Below are 13,369 nucleotides of genomic sequence, written 5' to 3'. Positions count from 1 at the left end.
CCGAAATCCGGCAAGAAACCCTCAAGGAGTTCAACATGAAAGACCTGGTTTCCTCTCCCGAAGAAACGGACAACACGCCGGCGGTCCCTGCTGCTGCCGTTCCCGCACCTGCTGCCACCCTTCCGATCCCTGTCCCGGTCTCGTCCATCCCTGAAGGCTTCGCCCTGTTCGACGATGGCATCTACGAGATGCCCGAGAACGACAGTGCGGCGCCCGTGTTCGTCTGCACGCCTCTTCGCGTCGATGCCTCGTTCTCGGATACTGCCGGGAAGGGATGGGGCAAGGTTGTCGCCGTGCGTTCCCGGGATGGGCAGTGGCACGATGTCCCGGTGCTCAATCGAGACCTGGGTTGCAGGAGCTCTGATATCCTCGGGCAGCTGCTGGACCATGGACTTGAGCTTGGGCGTGACAAGAAGTCGAAGGAACGCCTTCTTGCTCTCCTTCGGCACTGGAAGCCCCAGTCGCAGATGACCTCGGTCACGCGCATGGGCTGGGTGCCGGATGGTCCGGCCACCTTCGTGATCGGTAACGATGTGATCGGGGCGCGGAACGTTTTTCCGATGCTTGGCTCCGGCGCTGCGTCGACGCAGTCCCTGCGTGTCAGCGGCTCGCTGGAGAGCTGGCGGTCGGAACTGGGTGAGAAGTGCCGTGGCAACCACATGATGCTCCTGGCAGCCTCTCTGGCCTTCTCCGGGCCTCTCCTGGCCCTTACCGGGATGTCTGGGGGTGGACTGCACTTCCGGGGCTCTTCTTCTTCGGGGAAGACCACCCTCATGCACCTTGCAGCCTCGGTATGGGGCAGCCGTGAACTGATCCATCAGTGGCGGGCAACCAGCAACGGCCTCGAAGGAGTCGCCGTCGGCATGAACGACATGCTTCTCGCCGTTGACGAGATCGGCGAGATCGCACCGCGCGCGCTTCATGAGGCCATCTACATGTTGGCGAACGGGACCGGCAAGGCGCGGATGAACACGGACGCCGTCCTGAAGGACACCGGTCGCTGGCGGCTCGCCCTGATCTCTTCCGGCGAAATGAGCGTCGAAGAAAAGCTGAAGGAAGCCAAGCTCACGGCCATGGCGGGCCAGGAGGTGCGGCTTATCGACATCGAAGCTGACGGCCGTGCCCATGGCGTCTTTGATGATCTTCATGGTGCAGCGTGTGCAGCAGAGTTTGCCGACAGCATCAAGGCAGCTACCCAGATCAGTCACGGCGCCGTCGGTCACGAGTTCATCAGAATGCTCGTCGCGAGCAAGGACCATATTTCGGAAATCGGGACGCGCTATATCAGGAATTTTGGCGCCAAAGCGGTAAGTTCCCTTGCACGTGAGCCGGACGGCATCTCGCATCGCGTTGCGCAGCGGTTCGGCCTCCTGGCACTCGCCGGAGAGCTTGCCACCATGATGAAACTGACGGGCTGGGAAAAGGGTGAGGCACGGTCTGCAGCGCTCGGCGCCTTCCGGGACTGGCACGACCGGCAGTTCGGAGACAGGATCGACCAGATCTCGAAGGTCATCCAGCCGATGCAGAACTTCCTCGCGACCCGCATCCATGAGTTGACGGATATTGGGAAGGACGAACCCGTCGGGGGCGGGCCGGGCTGGAAGGACGACGGCCATGTCTACTTGAAGCCGGAGACCTGGCTGCTCCTTTTCCCTGATCCTATGACGACCGCCGCCGCGAAGGCCATGTTGGGCCTCGACATGCTCTTGCCGGGTGATGGCGGTCGCCAGATGCGCAAGGCCCCGCACGCGATCCCCGGCCGTCCGAGGCTCTACACAGTGCACCGTCGGCGCGTCATGGCGTTCAAGTCAGAATAGGCGGGTGACCGGTGGGACCAGTCTTAGTCCCACCGGTCCCGCGGTCCCGTGATCCCCAGGATGAAGCGCTTCTTCTCTTGCCCTAATGTAACCGACCACGTCGGTTGGAAGGTTCAATCCTCACCGAACGCCGAAAACCTCCTTCAGCCGTTCGACGGTCGTGCGCCATTTCGGCGTGACGGGTTTGCAGACCGTGTTTTGGTTCCCGAACATGCCAACCTCTTGCACGGCTTTCTCGCGTGGGACCGTAATATCCCACTCAACTGGAACAAAGTATTCTGCCTTTTCAGGGTCGTCGATTAACGCGCGATGATAGTCGCCTTTCAAGGTTTCCAGAGCTGGACGTTCACCGATAGTGAACTCCCTTGCAGCGATGCGTGCGCCCGTGACGCTGCCTACGCCGACAAATCCTTCGCCCGGGATTTTCACCCAGATGCGATCTCCTGGCGAGAGCATGCGCAGCGAATTGCTATACCATGACCCGCCGCCTCCAGAGACGAAGCCAAATCTCGTTGCCTCCTCCCACAGCCGACTCTGCGATTCACCGAAGCTGACGTAATATTCGCCGTTCCAGGGTTCTTTCTCGCCGCGGATGCCGGAATTCGCAACGTGGACCTGCACTTCGCCGGGGTCAATCAGCCAGGCCCGGCTGAGAAGCTGTTGGTCGCCGTGGTTAAAGACCTGGAAGAACAGAACGTTGATCGCCAGTCCGCGATCGTTCAGATAGTTGACGATGCGCTCGCTGCTCGCATCCAGGGTGGCAGCGACAATCACGATCTGGTGGCTGTCGTTCAGTGTTTCCTCGTCGAGGGGCTGGCCGAACCTCTCGCGAAAATCGGCAGAAAGGTTGTGGCCCGGACGGAATCGTCCGTAGATCGCTGCGATGTCATTGGCATCTTGTTTCTCGACCCACGATGCGTAGTCCAGCGCCTGCGCCACCACCTCGCGCGGGGTGCGGTCGCGCTTCAACTCGACCAGGATCAAAGATCCGTCCGGCGCAATGGCCAAGAGGTCGAGTCGTCCGCCGTAACCGGTATCGACCTGCCGGCCGATCAGCATCCACTCCGACGAGAGGATGCGTGGCTGGGACACAATCATCGCCTCCAGAAGCTGTTCCGAGGGTAGGAGCCCTTGTGGCACTTCCCTCGGATCATGTCCCACCGTCCAGACGGCGTGTGATATCGGCATGTCCAGACTCCAAACCAGATTTTCAGCGTCAGTATCGGCCAGAAGAGTAGATGCGACCGTTCGGTGGGCCTCGGCCTTGTCCACTATTCACCGGAGATGCGAAATCACTCCGCCCGCTCGATCAACGCGCGAAGCGCAAAAAGCAGCGATACGATTTCTTTCTCCTGAGGCGCTTGATCCATCTTCAGCAATCCCTCATCCTTTTCGTGATCAAGGTGCAGGATAGCGTTTGCCAGCTTTCGCAGTCTGTGCAGGGCTCCCTCACTGGCACCGGGCGGAAGACGTCCACGCGCATTTCGGATGCGTTCGCTCAGATCCTTGCCCTCTGCGCGGTAATGGTCGCGCAGGACGGCCTCCATGATCGACCGCATAAGTGCAACGGCTGCAAAGGTCGCGCCGAAGATGAATGCGTCGTGTGCCTGTTGCAGGTTCTTCAGCATCGACAACGTTTCGGCGCTTCCATGCTTGGCGGCGATATGGCGTGGCACAAGCACAAATGGAATAAGGGCTCGGCGCCGGAAAACCCCTTGCAGATCAAACCCCGTGTCCTGGCTCAGTCGCTCCCATGCAGCGATGCCGTCCTGAACCCGCTCCATGAAATCCGGCTGATCAATCCACCGATCCTCTTGATCAGCGTTGAATTGCGCAAACTCGATCGCCTCCTCGATCACTCCAGCTTGATCGCCCGCTTCGTCGTCGGCATTCATCCAGCGAAGGTCCGCCTTGGGAGCGCGGGAGGGTTCGGTGCTAGCCAGTTCCGGCAGCAGTTCGGATAACCAGATGCTTGACACGATGGTTTCGTAACGTTCCTCGTAGTCGCGCCATGCGGCCAGGAAGGCTGGATCGACCGGGGCGGCGAACAGCACACGCGACCTGCGTTCGTTCATCCTGAGGTAGTCCGCCGACAAGAAGAGTTGTGCGCAGATGCTCATCACACTGGAGTCTCTGGCGGCCATTTCGGCAAGGTCTTCGGGGGCGTCATCGGAGTATAGCTTCAGGCGCGCAAAGAAGGCCATGAACTCAACCACCTCGGAAGAATCCTTGCCGAACCTTCTCATTCCGCAGCCTTCGTGATTGGCTCTGCAACCGGCGCCAACGCCTCGTGCAGCAGGGATTCGAGGAGGCGGGAGCGGGTGGTGGTGGCGGTGGTGAGGCTGGCTTCCAGTTGATCGCAGAGCGCCATCAGGGCATCGACCTTGGCCACGATGCGGCGTTGTTCAGCGAGGGGTGGGAGTGCAACAGGAATACTGTTCATCTTCGCCTGGTTCATCTTCGGTTGAGCCGTGCCTGTAACGTAAGGTTTCAGGTCAATCGCGTTGATGAAGAGTTCAAGATACCGAAGGAACCCCTCAGAGATGCCGTCGAGGACGTGGGCGTGGTTATTCACCCAATATTTTCCTCGCGCGATGAATGCGATTGGGGTCGACCGGTTGATCAGGTTGGCTCCGTCCTCTCCAATCAGGAGAAGTGGCTTATCGAAAAGAAAGCCATCGATCTTGTCGATCACGCCGGACGCGCCGTAGTAGTCGTAAACCTTGGCCCTTCGTTCACGCTCTTCGCGTGATACTGGGACGCGATCACCATCACGAGAAATGGCCACGTCGCCGAAAGACGCCCAAACCCAGTTGGCGGGAATATCCGATGGAGCCTCGTTGCTAGACAGCGGCCTTATCTTCGTCGCGCGCCTATCTCTCGCTGAGACTGCGCGGTCTGACTTATCTCGAGAAATGCGCTTCAGCAACTCCGTCGCCGGTTCGTCGGTTGGGTCTTGCTCCAACAGCTTGCCCCGCACGGCGAGGTTCAGGATGGTTTGGCGGAGGGTTTTGATCTGGTCGGGGCGGGTGGTGAGGGTGGGGAGGGTTTTCAGGGCGAAGCGGGCGTTTGTTTGGAAGGAGGGGGTGGGGAAGGTTTCGGCGTCTGTCTCGGGGGCGGTCAGGCGGGCCCAGGTGGCGGCGGTCAGCCGATCCCGCACCGCCTCTCGCCCCGCCCGCGCCGCCTCCAGCCTGTCACACAGCGCCATGAGTTCATCGACCTTGGCCACGATCCGCTGCTGTTCGACGAGGGGTGGGAGGGGGACGATTAGATTCTGGATATCGTCCAGCGAAACGTTATTCATCGCACCGCCCCGTGCCTTGTCTAGGATAGCGTTGGAGACGAAGGAGCGTAATGCAACGATCAGGAAATCTGCCTCGAAAACGAAGCCCGTGCCCCGAATGATTGCCAGCGCTTGATTTGTGTTCGCCGGAAGAATTTCAGCAGTGACAAGAGCGCACGTCCCGATGGTGCCAGCTATTGAAAAAAGCAGATCACCTTCCCGGAGCTTTGATCTGGACAGAAATTCGTTAGTCTCTTCCGAAATGAAGCTGGTAATCCTGTCAGGTGCAATCCTGCCTTTCCGGATGGATTCGACCTTTATGAAGTTGACACCAGTGACGGCATAAGCGTGCCCGTAAGAAGTAGGTGTGCTGCCCTTGGTGATGACAGTCGACAACTCACCTACACGCGCACAGCGCCATCCAATCGGCATGTCTATGTGGACATCGCGGAGATCTACTGGAGGAAGAGTTTTTGGTTTCCTGATCTCGCCCGCCTTGACCAACCGTGCCTTTTCCTTCGCGATCCGCCTCAATAACTCCGCCGCTGGTTCGTCGCTCGGGTCTTGCTCCACCAGCTTACCGCGCACGGCCAGATCCAGCACGAAGCGGCGCAGTCGGGGGATGGCGTCCTCGGCCTCGGCCACGCGGTCATAAAGCGCCAGCAGGCGCTCGGCGGAGAAGATTCCGTCCTTCATCGGGCCAGAGCCTCGTTCAGGATCGCCTTCAACTGATCGCGCAGGGTGGCCACCTGCGCCTCGGCCGCATCCAGATCGGCCAGCAGGGTTTCGGGGTCGCCGTGGTCATCGGCGACGGTATGGGGGTTCTTGATGTCAAGGTTGTAGCCCCGCGCCTTGATCTCGGCCGCCGTCACTTTCCAGGCTTGCGGCCCCTCGACCCGGCCCTGCCGTGCGGCCCCGCCCCACCAAGCGGCGCAGTCGGCCAGATGTTCCAGCCGGATCGGCTTGGTCATCGAATAGGCTTTCTGCCCCTCGGGCACGCGGTGTTCCCAATACCAGATGTCCTGCGTCGGCTGGCCTTTTTCGAAGAACAAGAGGTTGGTGCCGATCGAGGCATAGGGTTTGAAGACCGAGTTCGGCAGCCGCACGATGGTGTGCAGGTTGCACTCCTCCATCAGGTGTTCCTTGAGCCGGGTCTTGATGCCCTCGCCGAAGAGCGAGCCGTCGGGCAGGACGACTGCCGCCCGGCCGCCGGGTTTCAGCAGGCGGATGATCAGGGCGAGAAACAGATCGGCGGTCTCGCGGGTGCGGAAGGTGGGGAAGTTGCCTTCGATCCCGTCCTCTTCCTTGCCGCCGAAGGGTGGGTTGGTCAGGACGATGTCCACCCGTTCGTCCTTGGTCCAGCTTGCCAGCGGGCGGGCGAGGGTGTTGTCGTGGCGGACGAAGTGCGGCTCTTCCACGCCATGCAGCAGCATGTTGGTGACGCAGAGCATGTGGGGCAGGGGCTTCTTCTCGACCGCGCGGAAGGCGGCCTGCATGGCGTCCTCCTGCTCGGGCCGCTTGATGTAGCGGTCGCGCATGTGGCGCATGGCGCAGGTGAGAAAGCCGCCGGTGCCGCAGGCCGGGTCCATCAGGATTTCGCCGGGGTGCGGGTCGACCTGCTGGACCATGAAGGCGGTGACGGCGCGAGGGGTGTAGTATTCGCCCGCGTTTCCGGCGTTCTGCAGGTCGTTCAGAAGCTGCTCGTAGATGTCGCCGAAGTGCTGGCGCTCGGTCAGGTTGTTGAAATCCACCTCGTTGATCTTGTTGATGATCTGGCGCAGGAGTTGGCCGGACTTCATGTAGTTGTAGGCGTCTTCGAAAACGTCACGGATGACGCGGGCACGCGGCGAGGCGCCTTTCAGTTTCTTGAGGCCGGGGAAAAGCTCGTCATTGACGAAGGTCAGCAGTTCGTCGCCGGTGATGCCCTCGGGGTCTGCGGCCCAGGTTCGCCATTGCAGGTCTTGCGGGATGGGCGAAGTGTAGGCATCGCGGGTGAATTCGAGCGCTTCGTCCTGATCGTCCATGATCTTGAGGAAGAACATCCAGCAGAGCTGGCTGACACGCTGCGCGTCACCGTCGACGCCGGTGTCCTTGCGCATGATGTCCTGGATGGATTTGACGAGGGTGCGGACGGACATGTTGATCAGGCGCTTTCTTCGTAGAGGGCGGCCTGCAGGTCACGCATGGCTTGCAGGTAGTCCTGCTTCTTGCCGAAGGCGCGCATGAGTTCAACCTCGGTTCCCATATGGGCGAAGGGGTTGATTTTCAGGATCTTGGGATCGTCGAAGCTCATCATCCCGTCGTCGGCATACTTGTCGAGCAGCGCTTCCAGAACGGCCCGTGCTGTGGGGCCGTATTTGGCGAAGACGTCGCGCTTCTTGACACCCTCGGCACGTTCGTGGCGCGTCAGGGGCTTGGCATCGAATGCGATGTGGCAGATGAGGTCAAAGGGGTCCAGGTTCTTGCCAAGCTCTTGCGCAACGACATCGAGCGGCAGACCCTCTGCCGCAAGTTCATCTAGGACCGCCTGCTTTCTCTCCTCGGACTTCCAGCGTTTCAAGAAGTCGTCGAGGCTGGCAAATCGCCGCTTCAAGGCCTTCCGAGTATAGTCCCGCAGAGACTCGGTGATGAGCCTGCCGTGTTCGTCCAGGTATTCAACGCGCTCGGCCAAAATCATCGCCCCAACGCCATCGACATAGACCTTGCGCATCGGATCGCCGCCGGTAGGACCGGCGATAGGGTCGATCAGCACGGTTTCGTCATCCCCAGGCTCTGGCGGAATCGGATCAGCCTGGCCCGGCGGCGGCGGGTCGGTGTCAGTCGGGAAGATGGGGTCGGTTCCGGTGGGCACGTAGACTTGAACCGGCTCACCATCGAATTCGCGATCGGCGAAATGGCTTGTCGCGCCGCGAAAGTCCATGAGGGTGAAGTAATATTTCCTGGTGTCCTCATGCACTCGGGTGCCTCGGCCCACGATCTGCTTGAACTCGGTCATGGAGCCCACTTCGCGATCCAGGACGATCAGGCGGCAGGTTTGGGCATCGACGCCGGTGGACAGAAGGCGGGATGTCGTGACGATCACCGGGTGAGACACCTCGGGATCGATGAAGTTGCCAAGCTGATCGAGACCATCCTTGTCATTGCTGGTGATGCGCATGACATAGCGCGAGTTCTGGGCCACGAGATCTGCGTTCTCGTTGATCAGCGCCTGGCGCATGCGGGCTGCATGTTCTTGGTCGACACAGAACACGATGGTCTTCGCCATTCGATCACCGCTCTCCGTCAGGAAAGCGGTGACCTTCTTTGCCACCACCGTTGTCCGGTCATCAAGCACAAGGCGTCGGTCGAAGTCCTTGGCATGGTAGACGCGGTCCTCGACTTCCTGACCATCGCGGTCAAGCTGCCCTGTCTCGGGGCGGTAACCCTGCACGTCTCGGTCGATGTGGACCTTGATCACCTTGTAAGGAGCCAGGAAGCCATCGCGGATGCCCTGTTTCAGGGTGTAGCTGTAAACGGGCGTGCCGAAATAGGCTATGTTCGAGGCGTATTCAGTTTCCTTCGGCGTCGCGGTCATACCGATCTGCACCGCACTCGAGAAATGGTCAAGGATCTCGCGCCAGGCGGAGTCGTCGGCGGCGCTGCCGCGATGGCACTCATCAATGACGATTAGGTCGAAGAAGTCCTTCGAGAATTCGCGGAAGATCTTGTCCTTCTCGTTAGGCCCGGTGATGGCCTGGTATAGCCCGAGGTAGATTTCGTAAGACGGATCGATCCGCCGCTTGCGATCGAGACCAAGGGGTAGATTGACCATCGTCCCGTCCGCCCGCTCAACCGTTTTCGACTGTGTGGAAAGCTTGGCCATCTTGCCCGAGAATGGCCGGAAGTCGTTGATCATGGTCTGATCGATCAGGACGTTCCGGTCGGCAAGGAACAGAACCCGCTTCCCTGGAAATGCCTGCCGATACCGCCAGATGGTCTGGAACGCTGTGTAGGTCTTTCCTGTCCCGGTTGCCATGACGAGGAGAACTTTATCCTCGCCCCGCGCGATGGCTTCCAGAGCGGCGTTCACGGCGCTGATCTGGTAGTAGCGTGGTTCTTTGCCGCTGCCGTCGTCGTGATAATCAGTTAGCGCGATCCCTCCAGCCCGCGGGTCGAGCCCTTTCCAGGCACAGTAGCGCTGCCAGAGTTGAGCAGGAGAGGGGAATTGGTCGAGCGCAAGGAACGTTTCTGGAGTCGAGCTCAGACCAGTGCGGTCGTGAAAGATGAAGCCATCGCCGTTCGAAGAAAAGGCAAAGGGCAGGTTCAGGGTTTCTGCGTAGCCCAATGCCTGTTGGATCCCGTCACCCACGGAACAGGTGTTGTCCTTCGCTTCGATAACGGCGAGCCGGATGTTCGGCTTGATTGAGAGGATGTAGTCTGCCCGCTTGCCCTTTCCGCGACTGACCAGCTTCCCTCGCACGATGATGCGGCCTTTCGTGAAGCTGACCTCCTCACGGATCTGAGAATCCAGGCACCACCCGGCGGCCACGATCGCGGGCGTTATCCTCTTTGAGCAGATGTCTCGTTCAGAGAGGCTTACGCGAGCCATCGGAACCCAAGTCCCCGCAACCGAAGCGCTTCACCCGCCACGTTGTCCGAGGCGGCAGCTTGGTGCAAGTGCGGTTCGTTGAATACGCCACAGCCCCTTGAGCTTTGGCGTGGAGCGCGGGAAGCCGATGCTCATTGTGAACGACCGCAGGCCATCGAAGATAATCTCATCGGTCACCTTGACGCGCCGATGTCGAATGACACTTGGTGCAGCACTTGGTCGTCGATGAGGACCGGCACAAGATCACAAACCGGCACTCTATCCAGCCATGGGCCACTGCAATCAAGCCTCTACGACGCAGATCAACGATCGCCGAAGATGCGAGAGGGCTATCGTTTCGGCGCTCGTTGAATCCAGCCCGTGAATGAGGAGGATAGCGGCACCCCGGCTTGGCTGGGCCAGAAGGCATCCCGATGGCTCAGTTCGGATCCTTCTAGGACTTCGAATATCCCATGCGACCGGTGCCCCGAGGAGCATTGAGCCATTCCTCACCGCGTGCAAGTTTCCCCTCGTGACCAAGCAGTCCGAACATGTGCGGCCCTTCCTGGTCGGGCGCTGATGCCCGAGGCGAGGTCCGCAGTCATCGATCAGCAGTTGCCCGGCACTTGGGACCGGTCCCGCTCGGAGTCCAGGTCGTTCGATCGTTCCAGCATTGAGTCTCCGGGACAGGAAGGCGAGGATTGGTGGAAGTGCACCGCGGAGATCTCATCCAGCATGACCGAAGATGAGCCCAACCTTGTCCGATCCGGAAAGAGTCAGCGCGTAGTCGTGGACGGCTTCCCCTTCTCCATCGACATCTACCGACTGGAGACCGACAGCACCTGAACGCTCGAAGTCATCGACCATGAGGGCACCAGTCACGTCTGGGACGACACGTTCAAGACCGACAAGGACGCCCGCAACGCTGCGGTCCAGGCGCTCGAGAGCGAAGGCGCCCTGGCGTTCATGCGCGGGGACAACGTCGTGCCGTTTCGGAGGTCGTAGCTGAGCTGGGAGGCGGGCAGACGGTCTTCGTCTTAAGACCGCACCTTCCACGCATCCCGATGCGACTACCGCTTGGCTGCCCTCCTCCGCGGTTCGGGGTTCTGCGTCGGCTCCCAGGATCAGGGGCTGACCCATGGTCCCGGACCAAAATCCTGGGACATGGCACGGAAGGGGTTGCCTGTCCCTCGGCACACTAACGACTTGGCCCCCTGGTCGTGGCCAAGACACCGCTTGAGGCCGCGGGCCTGAAATGGTCGAGGGCTGTCCATGTCGCTGGTGGCCGGTAGCCAGCGCTAGGGGAGATGGTTATTCGCCAGCCGCAAAATCCACAGGCTTCGTCAGACGCTCACCAGCGCGTGCTGCGTGTTTTCTGCTGTCCTTCAGTGAAAAGGGCGACAAGTCTCACCAGCGAGCTTCCTGCGAAGCCTGGCGGCCCATCCCGAGCATGTGCGCGGTAGCTGGCGCGTCACGCCGAGATCTGACGCATGCTGACCCTGATCGCAGGTCTGATTCTCGAGCACGACGCGCGGACCGGTTGTGGGGATCGGCATGCTTGTTGAAAGGCTGTTTCGCGGCACCAGCGGCGCATCAGTCTAGGCGATCGAACACAGGTCAGCCTTTCGATCGGCGACGGCCTGCGGAAGGAGTCCATCCGTCATGATGACGGTGTCATCGGGGATATCTAGCTCCTGCGCGGTATGCATCCTTTGAAGATGTGCGTTTCGCCCCAGGAGATGTCGTGCCCGATCTTCGGACCTTGCAACGACCCAGCCTTGAGCGGAGTCGGCGAGCATGGGATCGTGGCATATGCGGAACCTGAAGAGCATGGCCGATGATGCGCTGAACCGGGTTAACTTTGTGTAAACTGATCTGCACGTCCCGACTGCCTGACTTTCGCCTCGCACAGCACGTTTGCGCCCCGGACATCGTCGACGGCTCATATTGTCGTCAGTTCCGGCGTTCCGGGTTTGTCGGTCGTCGGCAACGGGCTTAGACGGACCCTGAACACAGCTGGAGAACATCGTGAGCGGCATCGGGTTCTCGATCCTTCTGCTTTCCGTCATCGCCGTTCTTGGCCTGGCGATTGGTGCCATCCGCCTGAAAGGCGTCAGCCTTGGCATCGGCGGCGTGCTGTTCGGCGGGATTCTGGTGGGGCATGTCGTCCACCATGGCGGCTGGGCCGTCGATCGTGAAGCGCTACACTTCATCAGGGACTTCGGCCTGATCCTGTTCGTCTACGCGATCGGCAACCAGGTCGGCCCTGGCTTCTTCTCCGCGCTGCGCAAGGTCGGACTGCGGCTGAACGCGCTGGCTGCCGCGATCGTGCTTCTTGGCGCGCTGACCACGCTGGCGCTGCACTTCGGGATGGGGGTAGCGCCCGAAGTCCTGCTCGGGATCTATTCCGGCGCGGTCACCAACACCCCTTCGCTGGCCGCCGGGCAGCAGGTGCTGGTCGAACTGGGTCATTCTTTGCCCGGCAGCGGCACGGCAGCACTTGGCTATGCGATAGCATATCCGTTCGGGATCGTCGGGATCCTGCTGTCGATGTGGCTGATCCGGATCAGTTTCGGCATCAGCGTCGAAGCCGAGGCGGCCAGCTTGGCCGCCGATGAAGGCGGGCATGGCGGATTGATGGCTGCCAACGTCGCGGTGCGCAACGCCGGCGTGGTGGGCATCACCTTTGCCGAGCTCGCCCAGCTGATCGGCGACAGGGTGATCTGCTCGCGGCTCAAGTCGGGCGGCGCGTTCAAGGTGCCCGGCCCGGAGGTGCGCCTTGCGGCCGGCGACCTGCTGCATCTGGTCGCTTCGGACGCGGCGGCACTGAAGCGCGCGACGCTGCTGGTCGGGGTCGAGGTGGAAGAGTCGCTGTCCACCAGGGGAACCAGCTTCCGGTCCGAACGCGCGGTGGTGACCAGCGATGCCGTCTTGGGCAGGCGCATCGCCGAATTGACGTTTCAGGCACATGGCAACGTGGTGATCTCGCGACTGCACCGGGCCGGTGTGGAACTGGTGGCGCGACCCGAGTCGGTGCTGCAGTTCGGCGACATCCTCAACTTCGTCGGTCCGCACGAAGAGATCGAGCGTCTGTCCGTGCAGGTCGGCAACGTGCCGGCCCGACTGAACCAGGTGCAGATGTTGCCAATTTTCATCGGCATCGGCCTGGGCGTGCTGCTGGGCTCGGTGCCGGTGGTGCTGCCCGGCATGCCGGCGCCGCTGCGGCTGGGCCTGGCAGGTGGGCCGCTGATCGTGGCGATCCTCCTGGCGCGGCTGGGCAGCATCGGGCGATTGCACTGGTTCATGCCGCCCAGTGCGAACCTGGCGCTGCGTGAGCTGGGCATCGTGCTGTTCCTCGCGGTGGTGGGGCTTGAGTCGGGGGCGGGGTTCGTGGCGACGCTGGTCAGGGGCGACGGTCTGACCTGGATGGCCTATGGCGCGGCGATCACCCTGATCCCGCTTCTCGGCGTCGGCCTCTTCGCCAGGCGCGTGCTGCGGATGAACTACCTCAGCCTGTGCGGCCTGCTGGCCGGCTCGATGACCGACCCGCCGGCGCTGGCCTTCGCCAACGCCGTCCATCCAGGCTCGGACGCCGCAGCCCAGTCCTACGCCGCCGTGTATCCCCTGGTGATGTTCCTACGCATCCTGTCGCCGCAGATCATGGCGGTGGTTCTGCTGCTTGGGGTGTAGGGATGGCGATAC

General features: G+C 61.2%; 7 protein-coding genes. 2 read left to right on the top strand and 5 right to left on the bottom strand.

Going from position 1 to position 13,369, the window contains the following annotated elements; translation table 11 throughout:
* Positions 1-35 precede the first annotated feature (35 nt).
* Entirely contained in the window at positions 36-1,817 is a 1,782-nt protein-coding gene (locus tag LHP98_RS12950) for a DUF927 domain-containing protein (RefSeq protein WP_227252968.1), read from the top strand.
* A gap of 120 nt (positions 1,818-1,937) precedes the next feature.
* On the opposite strand, the gene LHP98_RS12945 is transcribed toward LHP98_RS12950, so the two are convergent.
* The 5 genes from LHP98_RS12945 to hsdR are packed head-to-tail and all read right to left on the bottom strand — an operon-like array spanning position 1,938 to position 9,688.
* On the bottom strand, positions 1,938-3,089 hold the full coding sequence (locus tag LHP98_RS12945) for a nuclease (RefSeq protein ID WP_227252967.1): 1,152 nt from the start codon (positions 3,087-3,089) through the stop codon (positions 1,938-1,940).
* A gap of 20 nt (positions 3,090-3,109) precedes the next feature.
* Positions 3,110-4,063: a DUF4145 domain-containing protein gene (locus LHP98_RS12940; RefSeq protein WP_227252966.1), complete on the bottom strand. Its 954-nt coding sequence runs from the start codon at positions 4,061-4,063 to the stop codon at positions 3,110-3,112.
* The gene (locus LHP98_RS12935; RefSeq protein ID WP_227252965.1) at positions 4,060-5,796 is read right to left on the bottom strand and encodes a restriction endonuclease subunit S; all 1,737 of its coding nucleotides are present in this window, start codon (positions 5,794-5,796) and stop codon (positions 4,060-4,062) included. The genes LHP98_RS12940 and LHP98_RS12935 overlap by 4 nt, the downstream gene beginning before the upstream one ends.
* Positions 5,793-7,199: an N-6 DNA methylase gene (locus LHP98_RS12930; protein WP_413687711.1), complete on the bottom strand. Its 1,407-nt coding sequence runs from the start codon at positions 7,197-7,199 to the stop codon at positions 5,793-5,795. Before LHP98_RS12930 ends, LHP98_RS12935 begins: the two co-directional genes overlap by 4 nt.
* Positions 7,200-7,243: 44 nt before the next feature.
* Complete coding sequence (gene hsdR / locus LHP98_RS12925; RefSeq protein WP_227252963.1) at positions 7,244-9,688, bottom strand: EcoAI/FtnUII family type I restriction enzme subunit R; 2,445 nt, start codon at positions 9,686-9,688, stop codon at positions 7,244-7,246.
* A gap of 2,007 nt (positions 9,689-11,695) precedes the next feature.
* Between hsdR and LHP98_RS12920 the strand changes: the two genes are divergently transcribed.
* Positions 11,696-13,357, top strand: a complete 1,662-nt coding sequence (locus tag LHP98_RS12920; RefSeq protein WP_227252962.1) for a putative transporter — start codon at positions 11,696-11,698, stop codon at positions 13,355-13,357.
* Positions 13,358-13,369 lie beyond the last annotated feature (12 nt).

It is taken from the genome of Rhodobacter sp. Har01, assembly GCF_020564565.1.
Lineage (GTDB): Bacteria > Pseudomonadota > Alphaproteobacteria > Rhodobacterales > Rhodobacteraceae > Pseudogemmobacter.
This window is presented reverse-complemented; position numbering and strand designations above follow the sequence as displayed.